General features: G+C 67.7%; 25 protein-coding genes and 4 pseudogenes. 12 read left to right on the top strand and 17 right to left on the bottom strand.

The window, feature by feature from the left end; translation table 11 throughout:
• The first annotated feature begins 1,241 nt into the window (after nucleotides 1-1,241).
• Complete coding sequence (locus AB5J53_RS05765; protein ID WP_369244516.1) at nucleotides 1,242-1,595, top strand: hypothetical protein; 354 nt, start codon at nucleotides 1,242-1,244, stop codon at nucleotides 1,593-1,595.
• 460 nt (nucleotides 1,596-2,055) lie between these two features.
• On the opposite strand, the gene AB5J53_RS05760 is transcribed toward AB5J53_RS05765, so the two are convergent.
• The 5 genes from AB5J53_RS05760 to AB5J53_RS05740 form a co-directional block, all read right to left on the bottom strand.
• On the bottom strand, nucleotides 2,056-2,922 hold the full coding sequence (locus tag AB5J53_RS05760) for an alpha/beta fold hydrolase (protein ID WP_369244515.1): 867 nt from the start codon (nucleotides 2,920-2,922) through the stop codon (nucleotides 2,056-2,058).
• A gap of 627 nt (nucleotides 2,923-3,549) precedes the next feature.
• Complete coding sequence (locus AB5J53_RS05755; RefSeq protein ID WP_369244514.1) at nucleotides 3,550-3,948, bottom strand: nuclear transport factor 2 family protein; 399 nt, start codon at nucleotides 3,946-3,948, stop codon at nucleotides 3,550-3,552.
• 241 nt (nucleotides 3,949-4,189) lie between these two features.
• Nucleotides 4,190-4,798 carry a TetR/AcrR family transcriptional regulator gene (locus AB5J53_RS05750; RefSeq protein ID WP_369244513.1) on the bottom strand — a complete coding sequence of 203 codons (609 nt, stop codon included), beginning with the start codon at nucleotides 4,796-4,798 and terminating at the stop codon, nucleotides 4,190-4,192.
• A 536-nt stretch (nucleotides 4,799-5,334) separates the two neighbouring features.
• On the bottom strand, nucleotides 5,335-5,556 hold the full coding sequence (locus AB5J53_RS05745; protein WP_010981499.1) for a helix-turn-helix transcriptional regulator: 222 nt from the start codon (nucleotides 5,554-5,556) through the stop codon (nucleotides 5,335-5,337).
• Nucleotides 5,556-6,047 carry a DUF2975 domain-containing protein gene (locus AB5J53_RS05740; protein WP_369244512.1) on the bottom strand — a complete coding sequence of 164 codons (492 nt, stop codon included), beginning with the start codon at nucleotides 6,045-6,047 and terminating at the stop codon, nucleotides 5,556-5,558. Before AB5J53_RS05740 ends, AB5J53_RS05745 begins: the two co-directional genes overlap by 1 nt.
• 298 nt (nucleotides 6,048-6,345) lie before the next feature.
• Between AB5J53_RS05740 and AB5J53_RS05735 the strand changes: the two genes are divergently transcribed.
• On the top strand, nucleotides 6,346-6,531 hold the full coding sequence (locus AB5J53_RS05735) for a hypothetical protein (protein WP_369244511.1): 186 nt from the start codon (nucleotides 6,346-6,348) through the stop codon (nucleotides 6,529-6,531).
• Complete coding sequence (locus tag AB5J53_RS05730) at nucleotides 6,507-6,656, top strand: hypothetical protein (protein ID WP_369244510.1); 150 nt, start codon at nucleotides 6,507-6,509, stop codon at nucleotides 6,654-6,656. The genes AB5J53_RS05735 and AB5J53_RS05730 overlap by 25 nt, the downstream gene beginning before the upstream one ends.
• Nucleotides 6,657-6,898: 242 nt before the next feature.
• On the opposite strand, the gene AB5J53_RS05725 is transcribed toward AB5J53_RS05730, so the two are convergent.
• On the bottom strand, nucleotides 6,899-7,066 hold the full coding sequence (locus AB5J53_RS05725; protein ID WP_369252070.1) for a DUF6207 family protein: 168 nt from the start codon (nucleotides 7,064-7,066) through the stop codon (nucleotides 6,899-6,901).
• Between AB5J53_RS05725 and AB5J53_RS05720 the strand changes: the two are divergent.
• Both AB5J53_RS05720 and AB5J53_RS05715 read left to right on the top strand, forming a co-directional pair.
• Nucleotides 7,013-7,318, top strand: a pseudogene (locus AB5J53_RS05720) (Ku protein); the annotation flags it as partial. The gene AB5J53_RS05725 and the pseudogene AB5J53_RS05720 overlap by 54 nt on opposite strands.
• Nucleotides 7,319-7,789: 471 nt before the next feature.
• The gene (locus AB5J53_RS05715; protein ID WP_369252068.1) at nucleotides 7,790-9,022 is read left to right on the top strand and encodes an acyl-CoA dehydrogenase family protein; all 1,233 of its coding nucleotides are present in this window, start codon (nucleotides 7,790-7,792) and stop codon (nucleotides 9,020-9,022) included.
• A gap of 94 nt (nucleotides 9,023-9,116) precedes the next feature.
• On the opposite strand, the gene AB5J53_RS05710 is transcribed toward AB5J53_RS05715, so the two are convergent.
• The 6 genes from AB5J53_RS05710 to AB5J53_RS05685 all read right to left on the bottom strand — a co-directional run bounded on the left by AB5J53_RS05710 (nucleotide 9,117) and on the right by AB5J53_RS05685 (nucleotide 14,989).
• A complete protein-coding gene (locus tag AB5J53_RS05710; protein WP_369244509.1) occupies nucleotides 9,117-9,710 on the bottom strand; it encodes a GAF domain-containing protein in 594 nt (197 codons plus the stop codon).
• Nucleotides 9,711-9,741: 31 nt separating this feature from the next.
• Nucleotides 9,742-10,344: an ATP/GTP-binding protein gene (locus AB5J53_RS05705; RefSeq protein WP_369244508.1), complete on the bottom strand. Its 603-nt coding sequence runs from the start codon at nucleotides 10,342-10,344 to the stop codon at nucleotides 9,742-9,744.
• Nucleotides 10,322-10,702 carry a DUF742 domain-containing protein gene (locus AB5J53_RS05700; protein ID WP_369244507.1) on the bottom strand — a complete coding sequence of 127 codons (381 nt, stop codon included), beginning with the start codon at nucleotides 10,700-10,702 and terminating at the stop codon, nucleotides 10,322-10,324. The genes AB5J53_RS05705 and AB5J53_RS05700 overlap by 23 nt, the downstream gene beginning before the upstream one ends.
• Before the next feature lie 2 nt (nucleotides 10,703-10,704).
• On the bottom strand, nucleotides 10,705-11,142 hold the full coding sequence (locus tag AB5J53_RS05695; RefSeq protein WP_369244506.1) for a roadblock/LC7 domain-containing protein: 438 nt from the start codon (nucleotides 11,140-11,142) through the stop codon (nucleotides 10,705-10,707).
• A gap of 54 nt (nucleotides 11,143-11,196) precedes the next feature.
• Nucleotides 11,197-12,738, bottom strand: a complete 1,542-nt coding sequence (locus AB5J53_RS05690; protein ID WP_369244505.1) for a sensor histidine kinase — start codon at nucleotides 12,736-12,738, stop codon at nucleotides 11,197-11,199.
• Nucleotides 12,739-13,651: 913 nt separating this feature from the next.
• Nucleotides 13,652-14,989, bottom strand: coding sequence for an MFS transporter (locus tag AB5J53_RS05685; protein WP_369244504.1), 1,338 nt, complete (start codon nucleotides 14,987-14,989; stop codon nucleotides 13,652-13,654).
• A 483-nt stretch (nucleotides 14,990-15,472) separates the two neighbouring features.
• Between AB5J53_RS05685 and AB5J53_RS05680 the strand changes: the two genes are divergently transcribed.
• Nucleotides 15,473-15,934 (top strand): pyridoxamine 5'-phosphate oxidase family protein, encoded by a 462-nt coding sequence (locus tag AB5J53_RS05680; protein ID WP_369244503.1) that lies wholly within the window; start codon nucleotides 15,473-15,475, stop codon nucleotides 15,932-15,934.
• Nucleotides 15,935-16,017: 83 nt separating this feature from the next.
• Here the strand turns inward: AB5J53_RS05680 and AB5J53_RS05675 are convergent, their stop codons facing one another.
• The 3 genes and pseudogenes from AB5J53_RS05675 to AB5J53_RS05665 all read right to left on the bottom strand — a co-directional run.
• The gene (locus AB5J53_RS05675; RefSeq protein WP_369244481.1) at nucleotides 16,018-16,890 is read right to left on the bottom strand and encodes an IS3 family transposase; all 873 of its coding nucleotides are present in this window, start codon (nucleotides 16,888-16,890) and stop codon (nucleotides 16,018-16,020) included.
• A gap of 17 nt (nucleotides 16,891-16,907) precedes the next feature.
• A pseudogene (locus AB5J53_RS05670) lies at nucleotides 16,908-17,186 on the bottom strand (transposase); the annotation flags it as partial.
• 569 nt (nucleotides 17,187-17,755) lie between these two features.
• Nucleotides 17,756-17,932, bottom strand: a pseudogene (locus AB5J53_RS05665) (site-specific integrase); the annotation flags it as partial.
• Between the two features lie 170 nt (nucleotides 17,933-18,102).
• Between AB5J53_RS05665 and AB5J53_RS05660 the strand changes: the two are divergent.
• Together AB5J53_RS05660 and AB5J53_RS05655 are read left to right on the top strand one after the other, a co-directional pair.
• Entirely contained in the window at nucleotides 18,103-18,894 is a 792-nt protein-coding gene (locus AB5J53_RS05660; RefSeq protein WP_369244502.1) for a hypothetical protein, read from the top strand.
• Nucleotides 18,887-19,273, top strand: coding sequence for a GntR family transcriptional regulator (locus AB5J53_RS05655; protein ID WP_369244501.1), 387 nt, complete (start codon nucleotides 18,887-18,889; stop codon nucleotides 19,271-19,273). Before AB5J53_RS05660 ends, AB5J53_RS05655 begins: the two co-directional genes overlap by 8 nt.
• 218 nt (nucleotides 19,274-19,491) lie before the next feature.
• Here the strand turns inward: AB5J53_RS05655 and AB5J53_RS05650 are convergent, their stop codons facing one another.
• Nucleotides 19,492-20,445 (bottom strand): expansin EXLX1 family cellulose-binding protein, encoded by a 954-nt coding sequence (locus AB5J53_RS05650; RefSeq protein WP_369244500.1) that lies wholly within the window; start codon nucleotides 20,443-20,445, stop codon nucleotides 19,492-19,494.
• A 1,310-nt stretch (nucleotides 20,446-21,755) separates the two neighbouring features.
• Here AB5J53_RS05650 and AB5J53_RS05645 point away from each other — a divergent pair.
• Together AB5J53_RS05645 and AB5J53_RS05640 are read left to right on the top strand one after the other, a co-directional pair.
• The gene (locus AB5J53_RS05645) at nucleotides 21,756-22,103 is read left to right on the top strand and encodes a hypothetical protein (RefSeq protein WP_369244499.1); all 348 of its coding nucleotides are present in this window, start codon (nucleotides 21,756-21,758) and stop codon (nucleotides 22,101-22,103) included.
• Nucleotides 22,104-22,130: 27 nt separating this feature from the next.
• The gene (locus tag AB5J53_RS05640) at nucleotides 22,131-22,493 is read left to right on the top strand and encodes a hypothetical protein (RefSeq protein WP_369244498.1); all 363 of its coding nucleotides are present in this window, start codon (nucleotides 22,131-22,133) and stop codon (nucleotides 22,491-22,493) included.
• A gap of 530 nt (nucleotides 22,494-23,023) precedes the next feature.
• On the opposite strand, the gene AB5J53_RS05635 is transcribed toward AB5J53_RS05640, so the two are convergent.
• Nucleotides 23,024-24,232, bottom strand: coding sequence for a PQQ-binding-like beta-propeller repeat protein (locus AB5J53_RS05635; protein ID WP_369244497.1), 1,209 nt, complete (start codon nucleotides 24,230-24,232; stop codon nucleotides 23,024-23,026).
• A 305-nt stretch (nucleotides 24,233-24,537) separates the two neighbouring features.
• Between AB5J53_RS05635 and AB5J53_RS05630 the strand changes: the two are divergent.
• Both AB5J53_RS05630 and AB5J53_RS05625 read left to right on the top strand, forming a co-directional pair.
• Nucleotides 24,538-24,834 (top strand): annotated as a pseudogene (locus tag AB5J53_RS05630) (transposase); the annotation flags it as partial.
• Nucleotides 24,835-24,851: 17 nt separating this feature from the next.
• A complete protein-coding gene (locus AB5J53_RS05625; RefSeq protein ID WP_369244481.1) occupies nucleotides 24,852-25,724 on the top strand; it encodes an IS3 family transposase in 873 nt (290 codons plus the stop codon).
• The last annotated feature ends 93 nt before the right edge of the window (nucleotides 25,725-25,817 follow it).

Below are 25,817 nucleotides of genomic sequence, written 5' to 3'. Positions count from 1 at the left end.
CTGCGAAGAGGGAGCGGCATGATCGCGGCGAGTCTGGAAGAACACCCCGAGGCCGTCCCCGGCGGTGCCCAAGCGGCGCGCCTGCGTAGGGCTGCGGTGCCCTCGGGGCGGCAGTTGGCTCTGTTGCACGCTGGCCGGCCTCCGTGCCGTTGGCCGGACAGCACGGACGTTGGCGCTGAGGGCGCATCCGGCATGGCCGCGGAGAGCTGAGTCGGCATCCCAACCGAGTACCTGCACGCCGCGATTGCCGCTCAGCCGACGTCGGTCCAGGTCAGCGAGGTGTTCGCTTGCTCGGGGTCCCCGAACGGGGCGGCATTATCAGCTACTTCAGGGCTGTGTGCGAACAACTTCTGTTATTCGCTGGAGATTGGGTCTTGGCCGTCTGGAACACCCATAGAGTTCTCAGCGAGCCGTCGAGCGGCCTTCGCTCTCTTCTGGTGGAGCTCCCGGAAGAGGAAGGAGGTAGTAGGTGCACAAGCTCGATGAGTCGCCAGACTGGACGTTCTGGACGCTGGTGGTCATGTTGATCCAGTGGACGCTGGATCTGACCCTGCAGCTCAGCCGTCTAGTCTGACGCGCTCACCCAAGGGGGTCGGTCTTGATGATCGGCCCCCGCCTCATGTCTGGCGAACACCGGCGGTGACGCTCTCGATCGGTGCCTGCCTGCGGACCAACGTATCCGTCGCAGCGGCAGCAGCCAAGAAATGGGAATCCGTGACTGCTCAAGTCCTTGTTTTCCTGACAGGGGGCTGCGGGAAGTGCAACCATGCCCGACCTGCGCGCCTTCGACGGGCGCCGGGGGCGTGGGCGCGTGTCCGTCTCAACGGTGGCGGTGTGCTGCCTGTCGTTCGGGAGTCTGGGTGAGGCGGACGTCCACTGCGGGTGGGATGTGTGCAGCCGGGCTGGATGGTGGAGGGCGTCGGCCGACGCAGTACCGGGCGGGCCGCCGCGTGCAGGGAACGCGAACGCCGCCACGTGGCAACGCAGTTGACCCGGCATCTGCCTCATGGAGCCCGGCTCGTTGGAAGACGTACCCGCAGGACGTCGGCGGTTGATACCCATACCGGGCTGCCACCACGTCTGCCGACAGGCGTTATGCCCGGTGACGGCTTGCATCCAGCGCCCCAGAACGCTGACCGTCGGCATCGTCGCTACCCCGCCCCTCATCGACTGGGGCGGCAACTGGGGGATGGGCGGCGGCGCCTGGCGCATGCCGCTGTACGTCTTCGACTTGCGCGGCGGTGCACACGCTCCTTGCCATCGCGTTCAGGGTGAGCCTGCTCGGTGACGGCAAGCCGTCCCTGCTGCTCGGCCTGATCCTGTTCTGCTCCGGCCTCTTCTTCAATGCGCTGCAGCCGATCGTCCACAGCATCCTGGGAGACCTGGCCGCCGAGGAGCACCGCGGTTCGCTCTTTGGCCTGTTCAATCTGGTGGCCGAGATCGGCGCGGTGGCGAGCCCGGTCGTCAGCGGCATCCCGCGCGACGCAACGGGCAGTTGGGCGCCGGGCGTCTTCACGGCGGCGGGCGTGATGGCAGTGTCGGTCGTCCTGTACGGGATGGCGTGGGAGCGCATACCCGGCACGGGAGCGGCCTGACCGCGCCGGCCGGATGCGGTGGACCCATCGGCCGCAGGGGACTGGCGCGGTAGCCGCCGCCCCGTTCCAGTCCCGGCCGCTGGCGTCGACGCGCACTCACTGCATCGCCGCGAACCGGGCTGGGGCACGCACCACACAGTGCTGGGGATCGCGCACTCACACACCCGTGTCGCCCCCGGCCCGTGCCGTGGCCACCCGCCACCTCTCCTGCGATGCCTCCCGTGCGCGCTCCGACAGGGAAGCACGTCGCGTCAGCTTCTGACCTTCTGGCCGCCGTGTCGATTGGGGCAGCCCGATGCGACATCGGGCTGTGTCCCCGGGCACCATGTAGTGCCTCGCGCCGAAAGAGCCTGCGACGGCCGACCTGGCATCGGCCGACTGAACCGTGCGTGAATCGGTACGTGCTTCTCCGCCGCTTACACATCATGTTCAGCTGGAGGTGCGCGGGTCTCGCCACGCTTCAGGTCAGGACGCGTCCGAGGAATCCGTGGATGTATCCGCTGATGGCGTCCAGGTGCGTCTCCAGGGCGAAGTGCCCGGCAGGCAGCAGGTGGACTTCCGCCTCGGGCAGGTCACGGGAGAACGCCCGTGCGCCGTCCGGTCCGAAGATCTCGTCCCCCTGGCCCCATACCGCGAGCAGGGGAACCTGGCTGGTGCGGAAGTACTCGTGCAGCTTCGGGTACCCCTCGATGTTCTTCGGGTAGTCGCGGAACAGCGCCAGCTGGATCTCGTCGTTGCCCGGCCGTTCCAGCAGGAGCTGGTCGAGTGTCCAGGTGTCGGGGCTGACCAGTCTGGTGTCGGGTGCGCCGTTCTCGTACTGCCAACGGGTCGTACTCGGGCTGAGCTTGGCCCGTGCGCCCGGCTCCGTGTCGCGGCCGGGATGGGTGGCGTACGCGAACAAGTCGTCCCAGAAGGGCTTGGCGAAGCCTTCCATGTAGGCATTGCCGCTCTGCGAGATGATCGCGCTGACGTCGAAGGAAGGGTCGAGCGCAAGGCGCCAGCCGATCGGCGCTCCGTAGTCGTGCACATACATGGCGAAGCGCTTGATACCCAGGTGGTTGAGCAGTCCGGCGGTGACGCCGGCGAGGTTGTCGAAGGTGTAGTCGAATGCGTCCACCTTGGGCATGGCGGAGTGGCCGTATCCGATGTGGTCGCTGGCGATCACGTGATAGTCGTCGGCCAGCGCGGGGACGAGATGGCGGAACATGTGGGAACTGCTCGGGAATCCGTGCAGCAACAGCACGACCGGTGCGTCGCTGGGGCCGGCCTCGCGGTAGAAGACTTCTTGGCCCTTGATGGTTGCGGTCTTGTGTCGTGTGGGAAGCACATCAACCTCCGGGCGCCCACGGGCGCGGGAGGGCGTCAAATCCGCCCGTATAAAACCCGGTTGGATGCGACCAAGGTCAGGACGGTCGCCGTGGAGGCTCGGGAACTATTTTCCCTCGGCGGCGTGGTGCCTCGCGGCAGATGGCGCCGGTTGCCGTCTTTCTCACGCTAGACCTGACCCGCAGGGAGGGCAACGCAGCAAAACCAATGAATGGGATCGCGAAATTCATGTGCAGGTCGCTGAATCACCGGACCCAACAGATTGCAAGAGATGTCGAGGGCCGCTGTCTCTGCGTCGGATGCGTCCCGGCCCTCGGCGGGCATGGGCGATGACACGGAGTCCGTTGTCGGCCATCGATTGGGCCTGGGGTCGTAGACGTCGGCGTTGAGAGGCTAGCCATGGCTGAAGACCACAGGCTGCCCGGTATCCCAGTTCTTGTAGAAGATCGCGGTGTCGTCCCTGATGGTGATGATCGGTGCCGTCGACTCGATCGGTCGGTAAGTCGAGGCGATGCCTGGGGGAGAGCACAGTGTGCCGGGCGATCGCTGAGCGCCTGTCACTTCCACGTTGCGTGTCGCACCGAATGCAGGCGCGCGCCCGCGCTCATCCCCGTACGGCCGAGGCTGCTCACTTGGCGTATGCCTCGGCTACCGCGAGGGTGTCCTCATAAAGATGCAGCTTGACGATCTTGTCGCCTGCCACCTGAAGGTGCATGGCGATGGGCGTCATGAACGTCCGGCCCGTGCCCTTCGCCACTCGGGTGAACCGTCCCAGCATGACCGCGTGTTCACCGTCGACGAGGAGCGCCTCGATATCGTCGACGTTCTTCTCGGGCACGATGTTCGCGCCCAGGGTCCTGAAATAGTCGGCTACCTCGCTGCCCTTGGTGCGCGGCCCCGTCCAGGGCAGATCCGCCGACCCGGGAACGTACCAGTCGATGTCGTCGGCGAAGACATCTGTGATCTTGTCGGGGTCTCCGCTTGCCAGCAGGTGGAAGAATTTCTCGACGACGTCTCGCGTAGTCATGATCAAAGCCTTTCCTTGTGGAGAGCACGCAATGTCAATGTCATTGCGCATGACTGCTGGTAGGGGGGTGAGGTCTGCCTCTTTCCGGGAAGGAGCCTGCCGCCCCTGTCCGCTGCTGACCGGCAGAGTCGGCCATCACGTCGCGCCACTGTGCAGTCCCGCGAGCGCCGTGCGTCCGCCGCCCGGGAGGTCGGGTCCGGTGCGCTGGTCCTTGCCGGCCCCGCCCGGCGTGCCTGGGTGTTCAGGTTGCGGGCCAGGCCCGCAGCGCACTCTGTGCGACCTGGAGCAGTTCGTCACGGGGGACGCCGGTGGCGGCCTGGACGGAAATCCCGTAGGCGAAGGTGAGGAGGTAGCGGGCCAGGGCCGCGGGGTCGGCGTCCGGGGGCAGATCACCTTCCGCGCGGGCGCGCACGAACCGCTCCCGGATGGCGTCCTCACCGTCGCGGCGCCACCTGATGAGAGCCTCGTTCGCGCTTCGGCCACTCTCGCCGACGGCGAGCGCGCCCTGTACGCCGAGGCACCCAGCCGGCCGGCCCGGCAGGGTGGTCGCGCAAGCCGCGCCCTGGAGTATGCGCTCGGCCACTGTCCGCGCGGTCGGCTCCTTGAGCGCTTCGTACACGTAGCCGGCCGGCCCGGCCGTGTACCGCTGCAGTGCCTTGCGGAAGAGATCCGCCTTGTTGCCGTAGGCCGCGTACATGCTGGTACGCGTGATGCCCATGGCGCCCGTCAGGTCGCTGAGCGAGGCTCCCTCGTAGCCCTGATGCCAGAAAACCTGCATCGCACGGTCGAGCGCCTGGTCGACGTCGAAGGCGCGGGGCCGGCCGAGTGCTGGGCGCTGGTTCGTGGTCATGCATGGACAGTAACACTTTTACACCGATCGGTACAGAATGGCGAGGAGCCGTGCTGCGGCTTCCTCAAGCACCCCTCGGTAACCTGGAACCGCACCTACGACGCCCTCGCCGCGCCCCGTACTACGGCGAACACGACGCTCCGTCGCCGCCTGCTGATGCCGTCGATTCGCCTTTGGTGGCATCCGTTCTGGTCGAGTCCCGGCAAAGAGCCGGCGGCCCGGGTGGAGTTGCGCAGTCAGGCCCGCGAACTGGCAGTTCGTCATATTCGGGCGTCAAGCGACTACGGCGAAGCCCTGGCTGCCGGCCCAACGACGAACCCCGCCCTTCCGCGCTGGAAGGGCGGGGGCTTGCGGTGGGGGCACGTTCGCAGGTCGCGATCGTCGGCAGGGACGGTGCGGTGCGGTGCAGGTCAACCGGGATCTGCCCACGGTGTCGGGACGGTGCTGTGGGTGATCGGCGATCCATGTCCATGCGGTCCATGTGCCGTGTCACGGGCCGGTGGTGTCGGGCGTTTTCACGCCTGCCCCGGGGCACGTCATCCGCCGGCGGCGTCCTCGGCCTCCCAGCGCAGCAGGTCGCCCGGCTGGCACTTGAGCACCTCGCAGAGCGCGGCGAGCGTCGCGAAGCGGACCGCCTTGGCGCGGCCGTTCTTGAGTACCGCCAGGTTGGCGGGCGTGATTCCTACCCGGTCCGCGAGCTCGCCCACGGACATCTTCCGCCTGGCCAGCATCACGTCGATGTCGACGGCGATCGGCATCAGATCACCTCGTCCAACTCTGCCTGCATCTGCGCCGCTTCGACGTCGCGCGCGACGGCCTGGGCGAGCAGCATCCGCAGCACGAGCACGATGAGCGCGACCCCGAGGATGGCCATGCCGATCCCGCCCATGATGACGGTGACCCCCGGGTCGTCCCGCTGGCCCGGCGCATTGAGGGCCGTGACCGCGAACCACAACAGGGCAACCGCCACGATCGCGCCGATCACGCCGTCCACGTACCGGAAGGCGGCGTGGGAGAACACGGTTCCGCGTCGCACCATCGTCACCAGCCGCCATACGCAGACCAGAGCGACCTGGACCGACACCATGCCCAGGAACGTGATCACGCGGAGCGGGGTCAGCGGGAGCGACCCGTCCTCCGGGTCGCTCCCGCTGGCCAACACCCACACCATCAATGCCTGTACGAACACGGTGCCGGCGAGCACCACCGCGAGCACGGCGCGCAGCGCACGCACTGTCAGCTTCCCCACGACCCATCCTTCCATCGAGTTACGATGGGAATCTATCGAGTTTCGATAGGTGAAGCAAGCGCTGGGGCGGAGGATGGGGCGGCGGGTTCACACCATGGCTGGACGCCGCCGCCCCCTCCCATGGCATGGCGATTGCGCGAACCGTCTTGATCTTGTCGACGTCGGCCTCGCTCGAGCACAAATCGGACGTCACCCGACTACGCCGAAGCCCTGGATGCCGCCGGCTCCCGGATTGTGACGGCCGCCCACACGAGGCAGGGTGGTCTCGGGACTGTGAGCGAGGCAGAAGGCGCACGGCGTGTCACCGATGCGGCTGTGGCTGGCCCTCATTGTGAAGCAAGTTGTTGAGCCCGGAACCGACGAAGTCGGTGACTACTCCAGCGACTGGCTCAAGGCCGCCGCGGTGCTCGAGTCGGTCGCCCTGCATGAGCCGCTGGAGAACAAGAACCTGTTTTTCGCGTGCTGGTCGCCGACGTGTTCCTGAACGCGAACGGGCACTACATGCAGTACGAGCCGGAACAGGCCCTCGCACTCGTCATGCGCGCCAAGCACAAGGGAGCCGGCGTCCAGGAGATCGCCGCCCAGCTTCGCGACTGGACCACGGAATGACGATCCGCATCGAGGCCGACCGCGCCAGCACGAGCATCTGCTGCGTTTCACCGCCGACGGCCCCGCCGGCTCCGAACGCGTACGCCGCGGTGAGGACAGGCCAGTTCACCCAGAAACCGCCCATGCAAGAGGCGCGCGTGGCACGGTAGAGCCAGACGTGGCCCGTCGCTCTCCCCCGTAGCGGCGGGCCATGCCCCTTGCGTCGGGGCCATCCGGTATCCGCGGCGGCGGCACGTGAGCAGCTATGGCCCGTCCTGATGGGGGAGTGTCTGGCGCAGGTCAAGGAAGAGACGCAGCCGGACGCCGGGCTGGCCGGGATCTCGGGTTGTCCTGTCTGCCGGCGCGGTCGCACATGTGCGTGCGAAGTCGAGGACCGCGAGGTGTCGACCGCGAAGATCGGCAACGGCAATCAGCTGTCGAAGGACACGATCGTCCCGGTGCTGGATGAGGAGCTGCGGGAGCTGCAGCTGCCGACGGCGATCGAGATCGAAGCGTTCGTGCCGGACGGCAGCGTCGACCCGATCCGAATCGGCGAAGGGTATTACCCGCAGGCGGATGGGCGGGGAGCAGCGAAGCCCTATTCGCTGCTGTGCCAGGCCCTGGAGCGCTCGTCGAAGGTCGCGGTCGCCAAGTGCGCGCGGTCCGGCCGGGAGCGACTGGGGCGTTCATTGAACCGGCAGAATGCCGCACGATGCATGCCCATGGATGGACCGGTATACCCCCACTCCCGCGACTATGGCTGAAGTGCGCTGGACGGAGCGTCGATCGGTCTTCACGGGAAGGGAGTTATCGGCCACGAGGAGGGTGCTTGATTGGGCTCCGGCACGACGGCCTGTGCGCCGGGCAATTGCCTGGTGGGCGGGCAGGCGTCCGCATCGGGAGGCGCTGCTCGCACTCTCGCCGCTTTACTTCCGCTTCTGTCCCGACGTGAGCAAGTGATCTACCACATCGCACAGTTGGGATCGCTTCGCAAGACGCAGAGTTTGAGTCAAAGGTGGCTGGCGATCTTGGCCGAGATGGATCGATAAGAAGACAATCTTACAGACGGTCTGCCTGGAGGCAGAGAACCACTGCCCGAAGAGGACGTCCCTCCGTATCCGTTCGGACCCGGAGGCAGCGTGGAGGAGGGGCTTGTGGAGCGGTACTTCACCGAGAGATGGCACGAGGATCTGCGGCAGCGTGTGCGGGAGTTCGCCGAGCGCGAGGTACGGCCCCGCATACCGGAGATGGAGGCGTCCCGGACGGTAGCGCACGAGGTGTCACGGCTCATCGCTCAGCAGGGATGGATCGGCGTCACCATCGACCGGACCTACGGGGGCATGGGAGCCGGGCACCTGGCGAAGACGATCATCATCGAGGAACTGGCCCGGGTCAGTGGAGCCATGGGCGCCATGGTGCAGGCTTCCCAGCTGGGCGTGGCCAAGATCATCCACTTTGGCAACGATGTCCAAAAGGCCACCTGGCTGCCGCGTATCGCCGCCGGCGATTGCCTGCCGACGATCGCGACCACTGAGGAAGAGTCAGGGGGCCATGTCCTCGGCATGAGCAGTACCGCCGTCCGGGACGGCGACGAGTACATCCTCAACGGACACAAAGTCTTCGTCGGCAACAGCCATGTCGGCGACCTGCACGGCGTGATCGTGCGCACCGGTGAGGGATCGAAGGGACTGTCAGCCTTCCTCGTCGAGGCGGACCGGCCCGGCTTCTCACTGGCCCAGCAGCAGTCGGCGATGGGGCTGCACGGCTTCAGCTTCGGCAAGCTGATCTTCGACAACTGCCGGGTACCGATGGCGAATCTACTCGGCGGGGAGGGCCAGGGCCTCGCTGTCGCGTACTCCTCCAGCGTGCTCTACGGCCGGCCCAACCTGACGGCCGTCAGCCTCGGCATCCACCAGGCCATATTTGAGGAGACGACTGCGCTGTGCATTGAGCGCGAGCGGTACGGCGCGGCGCTCGGGGAGCTCAGCAACATCAAGATCAAGCTGGGAATGATGAAACACCGGCTGATGACGGCTCGGCTGGCTGCGTACTACGCCGTGCATCTGCTGGACCAGGGTCTGCCGTGTGACGTGGAACTGATGAATGCCAAGTACCTCAATGTGGAGTCCGCCATCGAGTCGGCCCGTGATGGCATGGACATCCACGCCGCCAGCGGCCTGTTCACCGACCGCCCCATCGAGCGCTATCTGCGCGACGCCCACCACATCTACGCACCGGCCGGCACCTCTGACATCCAGCTCCTGCGCCTGGGGGAGGTCGCGCTCGGTACGGCCAAGGGGCACTGGTCTGAGCGGCTGGCGGACCTGGTACGCCTGGGGCCGACGGACCACCTGGAAGAAGGCCGGCTGGAGACGGCTGGGGTGTGAAAGAACGGGGAGCTACGGACACAGCGTCGTGCCCGCAGCTCCCGCCTTGGTGTCGGGGCTACCTCCGCCGAGAGCGGCGGCAGCCCGTGCCCGGTCAGATTCCGCCCCTGTCCTCCCGCTGATGGAGCAGGTCGACCATCTCCCGCGCATTAGCCTTGATGATCTCCAAGCCCTCCCGGCCCCACGGGCGGATGTCCGTGTCGATCACGCAGATGGTGCCGAGGGCAATGCCTGAGTTCCAATCGATCAGTGGCGCGCCCAGGTACGAGCGGATGCCGATCTCGTCCACCACGGGGTTCCCAGCAAACCTCGGGTAGTCGCAGACGTCTTCCAGCACCAGCGCCCTGCGCCGCACCACGACATGCGGGCACCAGCCGTGATCGCGCGCCATGACCCGGCCCGTGCTGGCCCCCTGCTGCGGTTCCAGTTCAACGCCGGGCTGGTCGTCCGCAGGGGTGAAGAGGCCGGCGAAGTACTGGCGGTTCTCGTCGATGAAGTTGACCATCGCGTACGGGGCGCCGAGTTCGCGGGCCAAGTTGCGGGCGAACGCGTCGAATTCCGGGACGGGGACATTCTCGATGCCCAGTTCGCGCAGCCGGGCTACCCGGGCCGGTGCGTCCCTGTCTTGGGGCGTCACCAGCATCTGGCCGGTCGGGTCGTATTGCGTGTAGGGAACAGGCGCGGACATGCGGGCTCCATTCGACGGCGCTGGGCGTGCGTCAGTGCAACTGGGTAGGCTCCGCGGCCGGCATGCCGGGAGTCGGGGCAAGCAGGTGCTCGATGAGTGCGATCAGAACTTGGGTGCTGGAGTTGCACTGCCGGGCGTCGCACATCACCACGGGTATGTCGGGCTTGAGGTCAAGGGCCGCGCGGACTTCGTCAGCGTCGTACTTGTAGGCGCCCTCGAACTCGTTGACGGCGACGACGAAGCCGATGCCGCGGCGCTCGAAAAAGTCGACGGCGGCAAAACACTGGTCGAGCCTGCGGGTGTCGGCGAGCACCACAGCTCCGAGTGCCCCGTTGGACAGTTCGTCCCACATGAACCAGAACCGTTCCTGCCCGGGTGTGCCGAACAGGTAAAGGACGTGGTCCTGGCTGAGGGTGATGCGGCCGAAGTCCATCGCCACGGTGGTGGTGGTCTTGTCCTCGATGCCCACCAGGCTATCCGTGCGGGCGCTGACCTGGGTCAGCAGCTCCTCGGTGCTCAGCGGTGCGATTTCGCTGACTGCTCCGACGAAGGTGGTCTTGCCTACCCCGAATCCTCCGGCGATGAGGATCTTCACGGCAGTGGGGAAGGGGTCAGAGCCGCTTGCGTAGTCCATGCAGCACCGCCTCCAGGAGGTTTCGGTCGGTCGGGAGAGCCGCCTCGATGGGGCGGGGCGCCCTCGTGGTGAGCGCCCTGTGCGTGACGAGGTCGGAGAGAAGCACTTTGGTGATGGCGGCCGGCAGCCGCAGATGGGCTGCGACCTCCGCCACCGACAGGGGACGGCCGCCGCACAGGGCGAGGACCTGGTCGTAGTCGGGGCCCAGGTAGGTCTTCGGCCGGGTACCGGTGGCCATGACGAGGGTCAGAAGGTCGAAGTGCGCGGTGGGACGGGTGCGCCCGTTGCTGACGGCGTAGGGCCGGACCAGTCGTCCGGCCTCGTCGTCGAGCCACGCCCCGTCCTGCGCGTCCGACATGCTCAGTGCCCCGCATCACGCGGCGTGGCGGGGGCCTGGTGTCGGGCTGGCGTGGAGAAGTAGGGGCGAACGCTCTTGACCAGCATGGCCATCTCGTAGCCGAGCACGGCCGCATCGGCGTCCCGTGTGGCCAGCACGGCCAGGCAGGCGCCGGAACCCGCCGCGGATACGAAGAGCAGGGCGGTGTCCAGCTCGACCAACACCTGACGTACGTCAGCGCCATCGGCGAAGCGGACACCAGCGCTGCGGGCGAGCGAGTACATGCCGGACGCCAGGGCTGCCATGTGGTCGGCTTCGTCTGTCTCCAGCCCGAAAACGGCCTTGGTCAGCCCGTCGGACGACAGCAGCAGTGCGCTGCGGGTATGCGGAACCCTCTGGACAAGACTCTGCAGGAGCCAGTCGAGGTTCTGGTTCGAACCAGTACGCGTGTCGCTCACCATGGTGGCGGTCTTTCTCCTTGGGGGTGAGTACGGGGCCTGCGCCAGCGAGAGTTGTCAGCTGGGGCTCTCGTCGGAATCGTCGTCGGCGAGGCTGACTCCTCGCTGGAAGGCGGCCATCAGTCCCGGGTCGTGCTCGGGTTCCGCGTCGCCCGTCGCGCGCGTGGTCGGTGCGTTCCGGAGTTGCGGAGCCAGGTGCTCTTGCGCTCGGCGCTGCGGCAGCCGCGGCCGCCCGGTGCGCAGGTCGTCACTGTCGTACGGCCCGGGGGCCGGCGGCGCTGGACGTTCTGCGGTCCGGGCTTGCTGCTGGGGCGTGGGCTGATGCGGCGGGGGTGTCGGGGTGGCCATCTGCCGGGGCTGAGGCTGCGGTTGGCGCTGGGGCATCTGGTGGGATTGCGTCATCGGCTGCGAGGTGTCCAGCGCCGGCGGTGTGTATCGCGCCTCAGGCCCCGGCTGCACGGCGGGACGCTGCGGAGGGGCGGCGTGGACCGGCCGGGGTGCCTGGGTGGCCGCCTGGTGGGGTGCCTCGGCGGTCACGTCACCGAGAAGTCCGTGCGGCAGGACCAGGACTGCCTGGATGCCGCCGTAGATGTTGCTCTGAAGCCGGACCGCGATGCCGTGGCGGCGAGCAAGCGCAGAGACCACGTACAGACCGATTCGGCCGTCCGCAAGGAGCTTGCTGATGTCGATGCGGTCGGGGTATGCGAGCAGGGAGTTGATCCGGTCCTGCTCCTGCTGGGACATTCCCAGGCCTCGGTCCTCGACCTCGACGGCCAGTCCGGCGGTCACCCGCTGAGCCCGCAGCAGCACTTGGGTATTCGGCTCGGAGAAGCCGGTGGCATTCTCGACTAGCTCGGCCAAGAGGTGGATGACGTCGGCGACCGCGTGGCCGCGCAGCGTCCCCTCGAGCGGCGGAACGAGCTTCACCCGGGAGTAGTGCTCGACCTCGGCGATCGAAGACCGCAGCACCTCCATCATCGTCACCGGCTTGGTCCACTGCCGGCGCGACACGGAGCCGCCGAGAACGGCGACGTTCTCCGCATGCCGGCGGATACGGGTTGCCAGGTGATCGACCTGGAAGAGGCCCTTGAGGAGCTCGGGATCCTCGACCTCGTTCTCGAGCTCGTCGAGCATGCTGATCTGCCGGTGGACCAGAGACTGCAGGCGCCGGGCGAGGTTGACGAAGACCTCGATGTTCTCCTCGCTGTCGGAGGCAGTTCCCTGAGCTATCTGCGAGGCGTGCGCAATGACGTCCCGGGTCTGCAGCTGGCTGAGAGTGAGCTCATACGTGAGACGGCTGATGGGGTCATCCGCGGGCGGAGCAGGCTGCGCGAAAAGCGACTGCTCCACCACGTCGCCCCGCTCCAGCTGGAGCACCATCCCTCGCAGATCGGCCGCGCCCTGAGCAACGGTGCGGCGCAGGGATGCGTGGCGTCCGGCTATGCGACGGGCATCGGCCGAGGCTGCCCGCGCGGCAACGATCAGAACACCGCAACCGAGCACCGCGCTACCGGCGAGAACGCCCCAGGTAGCGGCGTCGGCCGTGCCGGCCTGCGCGCGCAGAACGAAAACAACCACGGCCGCGGCGACAGCTGCCATGGCGGCTGCGGGAAAGACTGCGAGGCGTATCGCACGGGAGCGGGCTTCGGGGTCTGTTTCCCCATGCTGTGCCGGCGGCTTGCCGTGCCTGTTTCGTTCCGGGCTCGCAGCGGCCGTACGACCGGGCTCCGAGCGCACTGCATATGTCGGCGATTCAGACATTGGAGTCCTCTCGATCAGCCTGGGGGTACACGGCGGTACACCGTCGACCAACCGTCAACTCGGGTACCGGATTGGACAGTTAATGGCGCGGCCACCCTACGACAGCTCATCAATGTGGCGTAATCGCACCGGGGAATGGTTCGTTGCAAAACATGACACATGACCTGCAAATCGATTAGCCGGCTCAGCCTCACGGGATGGCACCTCCAATACCCGAGGTGCACCTATGCCGCCAATGGACATATTTGCAACGTGTAGAAACATCCCGGAAACGCCGTGCTATCGCAGGGAGGCCATGACGGCGCGAAGTCGGCGGTCACGGCAAAGGAGTCACCAATCCACCAAATGCATTGAACGTTCCGAACTTCGACTTTTCGTTACATTGCAGGACCGCGATAGCGCGTGTCTTTCTTCTGAGAACAGGCCGTTTCGGGCGGAAACATGCTTACTCAAACTGGACGCGCACGCCCAAGATTTGTCAGCGGGCGTGACGGTGTGGAGGGGATCGGCTCTGCGATGCTGCGACCGCGGGACCCTTCACGTCCCACGCCGGGGCAGCCGCCCCGGCAGCGTTCCGCTATCGGGCGGAACCCCGCGTCGTGCTGGTGCACGCGACGATCTGGTCGAAGGCGGGGATGCCGGATGACCACGAAGTCCGCAGCCCAACTGCCCTCACCGGCAAGCAGATACGGTCTCCTCCGCGAGTCAAATCTTCAGGGGGCCCATGGCGCCGACGATCGTCATCCGACGCCTACCGGCACCGCGCAACCCAGCCGGCATGCACGACTACGCGGCGCCCGCGGTCGGCTTCGCCGCCTGCGCCGGACTCGTGTGCGCGCGCCGCGTTCAGTCTCGGGGTTGCCGACGGGTTCGGCGCCGTGGTTTCCGCGGGTGCGGACGACTTCGGCACGTCTGGCGATGAGTCCCGCAGACCGCCGAGCGCCAGGACCGTCATCGCCACCGCGGCCCCCGCCGCCACACCGAAACCGCTGTGTGCGCCGCCCGTGTCCACCACCCGCCCCGCGACCGCCGCGGCGGCTGCTGATCCTGCGGCGCTTGCGGAGTTGCCCCAGATGAACGCCTGGGTGAGGACGGCGCGCGGGACCGACGACTCTGTGAGGACGGAAGCGAGGATCAGTAGGACCGGCACGGCGAGTCCGGTCAGGGCGAGGGTGACGGCGACCGCGAGGGGCGCGTCGAGGAAGGTCAGCGGGAGGCTCGCGAGGGTGAGGCAGGCGGCGGCTGCGGCCTGGCGGCGCCGGGGCGAGCCGCCGTAGCGCCGTGATCCGTAGGCCCAACCACCCACCAGATTGGTGCAGTTGGAGGCGAAGTAGAGCAGCGCTGCCGCGTCCGGCGTGCCGCGTCCGACGGCATACGCGGCGACGGACACCTGCATCGCGCCGAAGAACACCCCGAGCGCGAGGCCGAGCGCGACCTGCCGCAGGAATGCGGAGCGGAGCAGAGCGCGTCCGGCGTGCCGGCGTTCGGCGCGTCCGGTGAGGGGCGGCATGGTGCGGCGCTGGGCGGCGAGGGCGAGCCCGCCGCCGACGACGAGCCCGGCGGCGAGCAGCACCCCGGCGCCCGGGCGGCCCGCCGCACCGAGGACGCTCACCAGGGCCGGGCCGGCCAGGTAGGACACGCCGTTGGCGAGGGCCTCCAGGGCGAAGGCGGTGGGCAGCGCGGCAGCCCGTTCGCCGGACAGCAGAGCGGACCAGCGAGCGGCGGACAGGGCACCGAGTTGGGGCAGCGTTGCCCCGACGAGCACTCCGGCGACGAGGTCCGGAACGGCGCCGGCGAGCAGCAGCGCCACGGCCCCGGCATGTGCGCCCAGCGCGCAGGGAAGCACCCGCGCCTGCCCGAACCGGTCGACAAGGCGCCCGAGCTGGGGCCCGGCGACGGCGTCCGCGACAGCGAATCCGCCGGTGACGAGACCCGCGGCGGCATACGACCCGGTGCGTGCGTGCACCAGCCACACGATGCCGATCCCCGTCATGGCGATGCCCAGACGCCCGGCAGCAGCGGGAAGGAAGAAGGCCGCGGCACCCGAAGTGCGCAGCAGAGCACGGTAGTTCGCCGAAGCCGAAGGCACGGCGCATCCCTTTCGCCGCCCGGCGGGACGCGCCACACGGGGTCGTCGGCGTCCAAATGACCCGACCCGTGGCTGCGCCTGAAGCCGTCCAGTAGTGGCGTGGAGCGGGGACGCGCACCCCACGCCGACTTCGTCACCGGGCAGATGTCATGCGGTAGTTGCAGACGCTCCTTGAGCCTAGAGGAACGGCGCAGAAACGAACAACAGCGGACGTCACACTTCAAGATGGCCGAGCTTCAGTGTTGTTGTCCGGCCCGTTCACGGCCCGGCCCACCGGCTCAGCTGGTCCGCCTGGCGACGCAGCCACCGGGCGCGATCACGAGCCAGCCATTACCGGAGACAAGGGTGACTGAGCACTTCCGCTGGCCACTGTGAGCACCGAAGTCGGTCGCCCGAGCCGAAAGCTGAGGGGTTCATCGGTCGCTGGGAGTAGGTCCTGCGCCTGAGGCGCGCTTCGCGCCTGCTTGGCTAGGGTCGGTCCTCATGGAGACCACGGGAATCGCTCGCCGCCAGACGGCGGAGCGTATGCGCGACGCTCTGGAGCGGCTTGTTGACGAGCGGGATGTATGGGTGTCGACGGCTCACCCTGATCACGGGCCGCATCAGGTGCCGCTGTGGTTCTTGTGGGATGGGCGGGCAGTGTGGATGTGCACGAGCGCCACTTCCGTGACTGCGCGGAACGTCCGCAAAGAGCCGCGCGTGCGCCTGGCGCTACCGGACACCTTCGACGTCGTGCTCCTCCAGGGTGAGGCGGAGTGCTTCCCGGACCAAGAGGTGCCCGGAGGCGCAGCGGAGGCGTTCGCCGACAAGTTCGGGTGGGATCCACGCGTGGAAGAGGGTTCCTTTCTGTATGTACGAGTGGTCCCGAGGACTGTGCGCGCTTGGCGCGGCGAGCCGGAACTACGCGGGAGAGTCATCATGCGCGACGGGATGTGGGTGGAATAACGGCCGTCCCTCGCCGACGCGCCTCTCTCGGATCACGATCTACTGAGCTTGCTCCGCTTTGACGGACACCATCGGTGTGGTGGTCAGGCCGCGAGTGCGGTCTCGTACTCGGCGGGACTGCGGTAGCCGAGGCTGCTGTGCAGCCGGTGCAAGTTGTACCAGCCCTCGATGAAGTCGAAGATCGCGGTGCGGGCTGCGGCCCGACTGCGCCAGGAGCTCGTGTCGAGCAACTCCCGTTTGATGGTGGCGAAGAACGACTCGGCTAGCGCGTTGTCCCAGCACTGCCCGGTGCGCCCGACGGAAAGCCGAACGCCCAACTCCCTTGCCAGGGCGGCGAATTGCTGACTGGTGTACTGACAGCCGCGATCCGAGTGAAAGATCACCGGCCGGGCGGGACGACGCAGGCGACAGGCGGACCTGAGAGCGTCCGCGACCAGTTCGGTCCGCAGGTGGTCGGCGGTGGACCAGCCGACCACGCGGCGGGAGGCGATGTCGATGACGGTGGCCAGATAGAGCCAGCCCTCGTCGGTGGCAACGTAGGTGATGTCACCGCACCAGCGGGTGTCGAGGCCGTCCTGGGCGGGAGCGAAGTCGCGAACGACGAGGTCGGGCCGAGCGGCGGCCCGCGGGTCGGGGATCGTCGTCAGCTGCCGCCGCCTGCGGTGCCGGCCCTGCAGTCCGGCGCTGCGCATCAGTCTGGCGATGCGGCGGCGGCCGCAGCCCTCGCCCTGCCGCTGCAGGACGGCGTGGATGCGCGGGGCTCCGTAGGTTCCGCGGGAGGTCTCATGGACTTCGGTGATCTTCTCGGTCAGCTCGGCATCGCGGACCGCCTGCGAACCGGGCCTGCCACTGCGACGGGCATAGAAGGCGGCTCGGGAGACCTTAAGCAGTTCACACGCGCGCTTGACGTTGTGACCGTCTCGCTTCTCCGCCTCGATGAACGGATGCACCGTCACCGGGTCTCCTTCGCGAAGAAAGCCGTGGCCCGCTTGAGGACCTCCACGTCCTCCCGCAACCTGCGGTTCTCCCGCCGCAACGCGGCCAGCTCCTCGCGCTCGCTGCTGGTCAGCCCGTCACGCTCGCCCGCGTCGACCTCGGCCTGGCTGACCCACAGCCGCACCGCCGTCTCCGTCAGATCGAAGTCCTTGGCGACCTGACCAACCGAACGGTCACCGCGCCGGCACAGCTCGACGATCTCGGCCTTGAACTCCGGCGTGAACGAACGGCGAGGCCGAGGCTTCTTCTTCCCCATGCTCTCCATGATGGACATCCTTCCGGGGCAGAACCCCTGATCTCAGATGTCCGTCAAAGCGGATCAAGCCCACTACAGCTCGAGTACGACAGCCGCCCGTCCGTTCTCGGGCCCGGTCTGCATACACGCAGGTCACCACGCTGGTCCGGCCGTGGTCGCCAGCCCGACATCCCCTCTACGCCACCCACGCCCGCCTCGAACACCAGGAAAGGAAAGGGGGGTGGGGCGGGAGCGCTGGCAGCGGGCGAGGGGATCGGGGCGTCACCCTGCCCTCTCGCGCGCGACGGCGGGGCGGCGCGCGGCCCCGGGCAGACGATGCTGCCGGTCAGTGGAGCCAGAGCGCCCAGCGGGTCCACTTCGACAGCGTGACCGCGTGGACATGGACGACGGGGTGAAGCCCGGTCGATGAGCCCACTTCGGCGGATTGCCGCCGACAGTTTCGACAGGCGCATCGGTGCCCCCAGAGGAGAAGCACAGTCATCGTCCCAGCACAACGCCCCAACTTGCCCGTAAAATTCGGCGACATCGCCTTCGCCGACACGATGGCGCCATCCGCGCTCAGAGGTCCGGGGCACAGCCAGCCGCTTCGCCCAGGCCGGGACCGTCGGCCCCTCGTAGCCGCGCTCACGGGACCAGCCGAGCCAGGACAGCACTCCCGCCCGGCGGGAGTTCCACGTGTTCATCGCCGCGGTGCCCCAGAGCAGTTCGAGGGCCACGCCGATCTCGTCGTCCGCAACCGACGCCAGCGAGCCGTTGACCAGGACGAATGCAGAAGTCCGGCTGGAGTCCCAAGGGCTGTCCCGCGCCAGAATCCACCTCCCTCTGCATCGCCTTGTATCGGATGTTTGACACAAGATTCCAACTAGGGCATCTTGTGCTTGCTGCTTGGTACAAGATGATCTGAGGGGATCTCCCTATGCTCGGCACCGCCCCGTTCCAGCGCTGCTTCCTCGATCACGCCAACTACTACGCCCGCTGGTCCGGCCTGGCCATCGGCATCGTGGCCGCACAGGCGCTGTCCACACTGGGGCACGTCGAGTTCGAGCAGCGCGTCGTGTTCTGCATCACGGCCTTCGGCCTGTGCGCGGTGGCAGGCGTCCTTCTTGCCGACGCGCTGACCCTGATCCCCCAGGACGCGGTACGCACGGCGAGTCTCGCCCCGCGCCTGGTCAGAGACCATGTGCCACCACGCATGGGCCCCCTGATTGCCCTTCAGGGGGTCTCGCTTGCCGTGCTGCTGGCCATCACGGCCGCCACGGCCTCCGTCGACCCCGACCGTATTTTCAGCACGGGCAAGGTCATCGCCGTCACCTGCAACGGGATGCCGGCGTCCCTGGGCCCCTGGCCAGGCATGTACTACAGCCTCCCGACGTTCGGCGCCCTCGCCATAGCCACCCCAACCTGCGTGTGGGCTCTGCGCCGCATCGCCCACGGACCGGGCGGGGAGCAGCAGCGTCGCGACCGCGCGTGGGCAGTCACCGGGGCCTGGGGCCTGCTGGTGTCGAGCCAGCAGCTGTACGCCGTGCTGATGATCTCCATCTCGCTCACGGAGACGGGCTGCGCCGGTTCGATGGGCGCGCTCACCTTCTGGGTGTTCTACCCTTTGGCCCTGCTGAACCTGTTCACCGTCGCCTGGTCCCTGATCACCGTGGTGGCCCCCCGGGCCGTCGACGACGATGCGGCAAAGGGGTCCCCCGACGATGAATGAGCCCGCCGTCCGCGTCGATACTGCCAGCCAGGTACCGCCGTACGCGCAGATCCGCGCGCAACTCGGCGCGCTGATCGTCACCGGCCAGCTGGCCGAGGGCGACCGGCTGCCGACCGTGCGCCAGCTGGCCACAGACCTCGGCCTCGCACCAGGCACCGTGGCCCGCGCCTACCGCGAGCTGGAGGCCGCCGAGCTGATCCGCACCCGGCGCGGGGCGGGCTCCCGGGTCGCGGCACTTCCAGCTGGCCCGACCCGCCCATACGCCTCCCAACTCGCCACCCTTGCGCGCGATTTCACCTCTTCCGCCCGCGCGCTGGGCGCCGATACCGAGGCCATCATGGCCGCCGTCCGCGACGCCCTGGACCCGGACCGCCCCTAGCTACTTGCCCCTGAAGAAATCTGGACCTGCCTCTGGCGAGAGCTGGTGGGGGTGGAGCCATGGCCGCCACAGCCGAGGGGGGTCGTGGCGGCCGGGGGTGGGACGGTGCTGCGTATCGCTGGAGTACAGGACGGCGGCCAAGCCGTAGCCGAACTCGTAGGCGGCAGTGCCTCGTGGCCGAGCGTTCCGTTCGGAGGGGCGCCAGGGTGGGCTGCGGGTCAGTGCCGTGCGAACTGGAGCCGCGTCGGCTGCACGGCTTCCGGCCGCAGAGTGATCCCGTTGATGGTCAGTCGTTCTCCGTAGATGTCGGTGATCCTTATGGCGCCGCCGCACCCGCTGCCGTCGGGGGAGAGGAAGTAGTTGTAGCCGGTGCGGGTCAGTTGGCGCCAGCCGCTGCTGGTGCGGACCTCCAGCCGCGCGAGCGGGTTACGGTGGCCGATCGCCTGGATGGCGCACCAGTAGGGGCTGGACCCGGTCTTGTAGCGGATCGAGATCGTGTCGGACGTGCTGGGGCTCAACAGGCTCCAGGTGATCGCGATCCGGCCGGTCGAGGGAGCGGCCAGTTTGGCGAAGGCCTGTTCACTGAGGTCGAGTTGCCCAGGTGCGCAGGGCAGTGGGCATTCGTTGGTGATCCGAACCGTGACGGAGGCGCCGTTCGCCGCGCGGACGAGCACGTATGCCCCGCAGGCCTTGGACGTTTCGTAGTCGGTGGTGTTCATGGCCGCGATCATCATGTCGCTGCTCGGGCCGTACGAGCAGGCGCCGTCCCCGGTCCCGGCCTTGTAGACAGTGGCAACTCCTTGGTAGGTGACCTTGGGTCGGATCCGTCCGGCCAAGGATGCCGTGGCAGGAGCCCTGCGCGGGGTGGCCGATGACTGAGGCGTCGACGTGGTCGCGGAGGCCTTCGGAGTGGTCGCGGAGGCCGTGCCGGTCGCAGAGGCGGGGGACGGGGAGGCTGTGGACGGCTTCTGACCCGGCGATGTGGGCGGGAGAGTCTTCTGGGAGTCGGCAACGGGCGTGGCCGTGGCACGCCTGGCATCGGTCTTGCTGTCGGGTTGCATGGTCACGACCAGCCAGACAAGAAGGCCTGCGATGATCAGCGCCGCAGTTGTGCCCGTCATCAGCCCGCGTCTGCGCTTGCGGTGCCGCGCGGCCTGCCTTGTTTCCTGCATGTCCATCCGTTCGGAAGAGCGAGTAGGTCTTGCGCTCCTCAGTTGCCGCAGGAGGCGAAAAGGTTGCCAACGGCCTTTCGGTCGGGCTGGGTCCGGGATTTTGACAGCCAGAGAGAAGCGCTGCGGCAGATCCCTGTCACGTCCGCCCCTCCTCGGTCGGCCGATCTGCGGCGAGGGGCGACATGGACAAGGGCGCTCCGTGGGCGCGTGAGAGCTGTGCGCCCCTGACGGCAACCGGCTCCGGATCGGCATGCTGACGGAAATGCCCCAGACCGCCTGGCGCGGCAGCGCGGGCGCGGCGGTGACGACAGCGGCAGCGGCCATGGCGGGCCCCTTTTTCTGGATGCGGCAGCCGTGCGTTCATCGCGGACAGCGACCCCGCAGGAATGCCGCGAGCTCCGCGGGGACACCCTCGCCAACCTGATCATCAGCATGCACGGACACATCGCCGTCCACCCCTTGGAAGGCCCCCAGGACGGCATTCCAGGCGGGCGCGTCCGCCGCCCCCTGGATTGCCGTCCTCGCGTGCACAAGCAAGAGGAGCACCACGGGGCGAGGCGTGCTCTTGCTTGTGCACGCGGTCGTTATACCGGGTCGCCAGCCCGCCCGATTTGCGGCGGTTGATGCCGTCGGTTGCGTCGACAGCGCCAGTTGACCCCTGCAACTGGCTCCGACCTGCGGGTTTCCGAGTCGCTGGGGTTTCCGGGGAGGGGCCCTACGCGCATGCGCGCGTAGGGCGGGCGGAAACTGCTGCTGTCGACGCAACCACGGGGCCATGGGTGGCCGTTCACGCCCTTACGCACCTTCCACACCCCGCGCAAGGGGGTCCGGGCCCTCAGGAAGGCGTCCCCGCCTTCGCCCCGACGGCGGGTCTCCGCGCGAGCGTAGCGAGCTGCGAAGGGTCGCGCGGCCGTAGGCCGCTCCTTCCTGCTCTTCTCATGACGCACCCCGCGTCGCGGGGCGGCCCGTCGGCACGCTTGTCGCTTGTCGCCTCAGACAAAGTCGTACTGCAGCGGCACTCTGATACGGCCTCTGACCTGCGAGCCGACAAGCGACAAGACAAGCGACAAGCGACAAGGCAGAGGACGGAACACGGACCGCGGGAAGACCGGAGCTGCAGATTTCTCTACCTCATCAAGGCCCGCGCCCGGCGGCGCGCTCGGCGGCTGCGGACATGAAGTGGGGAGGCACCCTCTGTGGGGCCATTGACGCCTTGTGCGGTACATGCCAGCATTCCGACTCGCGTGACTTGAATCACAGACGACTCGAACATTCACGGGGGGATCACCTTGAGAAAGACCATCCCAGTCTTGGGCGTCGCCAGTGCCACGATCGCCGGCATGCTGACTTTCGCGACGCCCGCAGCGGCCCACACGATGAATGCCTATGTCTATACGCATGCCGGTTTTGTGGTGGCCGCGCAGACCACGGTCTACGACGGCCACGAGCATGGGAGTGTCTGCGACAGGGATGCGGACGGTCTGGGCGTCTACGGCCGCTTCAAGCTCAACGACGGCAAGATCTACGACGTTGCCGATTCCGATGGTGCTGGGGGCATCTGCCCCGGGTTCACCGCGCCGATCGGCAAGTACATCATCGAGTTCGAAGCAGTCTTGCGGAGCGATCCACCGCGCGGTTCTGGCTGGAAGACGTCCTGAAGACGACCCTTCACGAGGGAGATCACGTTGATCAGAACCACCTCATTCCTTACCGTCGCCGCTGCTGCCTCGGCAGCCTGCGTGCTCGCCGTTGCGACGCCCGCGGCGGCCCACTACGGGTCCGCCTTCGTCAAGGCCGCGGACGGAACGCTGCTCGGGTCGATCTGGGCGTCGTACGACCACACGAGGGGGGCGGTATGCGACGAGAAAGCGGACGGTGTGGGGGTCTACGGCCGCTTCAAGGTCACCGGCGGCAAGATCTACGACGTTGCCGACGGTGATGGGGCCAACGGCAGCTGTTATGAGTTCAACGCGCCGACCGGCACCGTAATCACTCAGATCGAAGTTGTCTGGCGGGGCGGGCGTACTTCCGGCTGGCAAAGCGCCTGACGGCGGCTGTCGAACGGCCAGGTGCGCAGGCGCCTGGCCGTTCGCGCGTGACTACGGCCGCGTAGCGTCCGGCCGGCGCTCCTCTCAGGACCCCGAGCGGCACGATTCTGGCGTCTGTCCGGATGGCTCGCTAACCGCTAACACACTGATCCCGAGCGGCTTTGGTCGCTAGCGGGGCCGCTAACGTTAGCGGCCCCTGTCGCTAGCACTAGCGGCTCCTCGGGGGCCGAGACTGGGCCGTCTGTGGGCCGTCCGAGGGTGGCCAACCACGACAGGCAACGACAGATGGTGGGCACCCAATCCCTGGTCACCGGGGCGCCGCGTAACCCATTTGCAGGTAAGCGGTACCTGTCAGGTGTCTATGGTGATCAAGCGGCAGATGTACGGCCGCGGATCCTTCCGGCTCCTCCGCACCCGTGTCCTGCTGCGATTGTGACCGCCCTCTAACGATCACAGATCAGGGCGCGAATTCCCCCGTCATGCTTGCACGGAGACCGACACCGTGCTGTTCGCAACCCTAGCCTTACGTGTCAGCGCAGCCGGAACATCTGCACCGGATGCCAGGTCCCTTCACCCCAGCGGGCAATGCGGACGAGGCGCCGGTCTCCATCGAGGTAATACCGGCCGCGCATGCCGGCTTGGCATCCATGCAGCCGGCGCACCTTCATCACCGCACCGGTGGCGCCGTTGAGCTGGTGAACATGGACGGTGCCGTCCGGTCCCTCAGAGGATTGCCACTTGCTTACCGCCACAACGTTGTCGCCGAGCGCAAAGACGCCGCTGATCGTTCCCTTGGACCGCCATGTCCAACGTGGCGTTCCACCATCGAGGGCGAACGCGGTCAGATGGTCCCCGTAGGCACCCGGGGGACGGACCATGGCGACCAGCAAGTCCCGGACGGCCGCCACCGGCTGGTCGTCCAGCAGCCCGTACGGGGACTGGACGCACAGCTCACCGTGCAGGCCCTGGACCGGTATCCGGGCGGTCGGCTGCCCGTCCTCGCCGTCGAGGACCAGCAGCATCTCTTCCGCACGGCGTCCCTTTCCCAGGCAGAGGATGGCGAGGGGATCCTCATACAGCACGTGGACCTCCCCGACGGGACCGTCGGTGGACGGCCTGACTTCCCAGCGGATGGCGCCCTCGGAGGCGTCGAGGCAGCGGACGGTGACGTGGCCGTCGGCGAGCCCGATCTGGACGATGCCGTGCCCGCAGACCGCAAGCCGGCCGTCACCCTTCAGGGGTGCTATCGGCGGCCAGACGATGTTCCCGCTGCGCAGCGCGTGGGCCGTGGGGCTTCCCTGTGCCAGGACGACGGCCCGGTCCGGGGCAAGTGCGATGGCGTCGGCGAAGCGGTCGTAGTCGTATCTCCAGGGCTCGTTGCTGAAGTCATAGGGAACGGACCACAAGGCGTTGCCGTCTTCGGTGCTGAAAGCGGTGACGGCGCAATCGGCGCCCCACTCACCTGGGCCGTTCTCGTCGGCGTGGACAGCCAGGCCCACCCCGTCCTCGGCCGCGCGGCTCATGGCGAGCAGCAGTCTGCGGTCAGGAGCGATCCAGGACCAGCGGGGTTCACCGGTCTCCACGTCGTATCCGTGCAGCCCGTCCGGACGCCCTCGGACCACCAGTCCCGCCGTGCACCAACCGCCCACGGCGTCGTGATTCTTGCCCGGGGCCCCCGGTACCTGCCAGACGGCCCGCACCTGCCGCAGGCGTCTCTTTCTGACCCGCTCCGCTGCCATCGCTCCCCCGACGATCGACGGATGTCCCCAACAGGCTCAAGATTATGCGTCCCTTGCACCGACCACGCCGTTTCCCCAAACGCAGCGGTGGTCGAAGCACTGCGGGCGCTTCGACCACAACCGTCAGGTCCGCTTCGATGAACCGGTCGAGCACCCATCCGGTCGCCTTTGGAAGGAGAGCTGCGGCACCACGGACATGACCTGCACGACCTGGGCATTCCCACCCCACACAGCTGATCGCTGCGAACAACTGGGCTTGATCCGCTTTGACGGACATCTGAGATCAGGGGTTCTGCCCCGGAAGGATGTCCATCATGGAGAGCATGGGGAAGAAGAAGCCTCGGCCTCGCCGTTCGTTCACGCCGGAGTTCAAGGCCGAGATCGTCGAGCTGTGCCGGCGCGGTGACCGTTCGGTTGGTCAGGTCGCCAAGGACTTCGATCTGACGGAGACGGCGGTGCGGCTGTGGGTCAGCCAGGCCGAGGTCGACGCGGGCGAGCGTGACGGGCTGACCAGCAGCGAGCGCGAGGAGCTGGCCGCGTTGCGGCGGGAGAACCGCAGGTTGCGGGAGGACGTGGAGGTCCTCAAGCGGGCCACGGCTTTCTTCGCGAAGGAGACCCGGTGACGGTGCATCCGTTCATCGAGGCGGAGAAGCGAGACGGTCACAACGTCAAGCGCGCGTGTGAACTGCTTAAGGTCTCCCGAGCCGCCTTCTATGCCCGTCGCAGTGGCAGGCCCGGTTCGCAGGCGGTCCGCGATGCCGAGCTGACCGAGAAGATCACCGAAGTCCATGAGACCTCCCGCGGAACCTACGGAGCCCCGCGCATCCACGCCGTCCTGCAGCGGCAGGGCGAGGGCTGCGGCCGCCGCCGCATCGCCAGACTGATGCGCAGCGCCGGACTGCAGGGCCGGCACCGCAGGCGGCGGCAGCTGACGACGATCCCCGACCCGCGGGCCGCCGCTCGGCCCGACCTCGTCGTTCGCGACTTCGCTCCCGCCCAGGACGGCCTCGACACCCGCTGGTGCGGTGACATCACCTACGTTGCCACCGACGAGGGCTGGCTCTATCTGGCCACCGTCATCGACATCGCCTCCCGCCGCGTGGTCGGCTGGTCCACCGCCGACCACCTGCGGACCGAACTGGTCGCGGACGCTCTCAGGTCCGCCTGTCGCCTGCGTCGTCCCGCCCGGCCGGTGATCTTTCACTCGGATCGCGGCTGTCAGTACACCAGTCAGCAATTCGCCGCCCTGGCAAGGGAGTTGGGCGTTCGGCTTTCCGTCGGGCGCACCGGGCAGTGCTGGGACAACGCGCTAGCCGAGTCGTTCTTCGCCACCATCAAACGGGAGTTGCTCGACACGAGCTCCTGGCGCAGTCGGGCCGCAGCCCGCACCGCGATCTTCGACTTCATCGAGGGCTGGTACAACTTGCACCGGCTGCACAGCAGCCTCGGCTACCGCAGTCCCGCCGAGTACGAGACCGCACTCGCGGCCTGACCACCACACCGATGGTGTCCGTCAAAGCGGAGCAAGCTCACAACGATCGTGACCGTCCAGAGATGTCGACCAGAGCCACTTCGGCGTTGAGGT

The sequence above is a fragment of the Streptomyces sp. R41 genome (assembly GCF_041053055.1).
Lineage (GTDB): Bacteria > Actinomycetota > Actinomycetes > Streptomycetales > Streptomycetaceae > Streptomyces.
The sequence above is the reverse complement of the archived record's forward strand: the minus strand, read 5'-3'. Positions and strand labels throughout refer to the sequence as shown.

Excerpts from the sequence above, each read along its gene's own strand:
- AB5J53_RS05755 (WP_369244514.1), bottom strand. The coding sequence starts at position 3,948 with ATGACTACGCGAGACGTCGTCGAGAAATTCTTCCACCTGCTGGCAAGC.
- AB5J53_RS05750 (WP_369244513.1), bottom strand. The coding sequence starts at position 4,798 with ATGACCACGAACCAGCGCCCAGCACTCGGCCGGCCCCGCGCCTTCGAC.
- AB5J53_RS05745 (WP_010981499.1), bottom strand. The coding sequence starts at position 5,556 with ATGCCGATCGCCGTCGACATCGACGTGATGCTGGCCAGGCGGAAGATG.
- AB5J53_RS05710 (WP_369244509.1), bottom strand. The coding sequence starts at position 9,710 with ATGTCCGCGCCTGTTCCCTACACGCAATACGACCCGACCGGCCAGATG.
- AB5J53_RS05705 (WP_369244508.1), bottom strand. The coding sequence starts at position 10,344 with ATGGACTACGCAAGCGGCTCTGACCCCTTCCCCACTGCCGTGAAGATC.
- AB5J53_RS05700 (WP_369244507.1), bottom strand. The coding sequence starts at position 10,702 with ATGTCGGACGCGCAGGACGGGGCGTGGCTCGACGACGAGGCCGGACGA.
- AB5J53_RS05695 (WP_369244506.1), bottom strand. The coding sequence starts at position 11,142 with ATGGTGAGCGACACGCGTACTGGTTCGAACCAGAACCTCGACTGGCTC.
- AB5J53_RS05690 (WP_369244505.1), bottom strand. The coding sequence starts at position 12,738 with ATGGCAGCTGTCGCCGCGGCCGTGGTTGTTTTCGTTCTGCGCGCGCAG.
- AB5J53_RS05680 (WP_369244503.1), top strand. The coding sequence starts at position 15,473 with ATGGAGACCACGGGAATCGCTCGCCGCCAGACGGCGGAGCGTATGCGC.
- AB5J53_RS05660 (WP_369244502.1), top strand. The coding sequence starts at position 18,103 with ATGCTCGGCACCGCCCCGTTCCAGCGCTGCTTCCTCGATCACGCCAAC.
- AB5J53_RS05655 (WP_369244501.1), top strand. The coding sequence starts at position 18,887 with ATGAATGAGCCCGCCGTCCGCGTCGATACTGCCAGCCAGGTACCGCCG.
- AB5J53_RS05650 (WP_369244500.1), bottom strand. The coding sequence starts at position 20,445 with ATGCAGGAAACAAGGCAGGCCGCGCGGCACCGCAAGCGCAGACGCGGG.
- AB5J53_RS05635 (WP_369244497.1), bottom strand. The coding sequence starts at position 24,232 with ATGGCAGCGGAGCGGGTCAGAAAGAGACGCCTGCGGCAGGTGCGGGCC.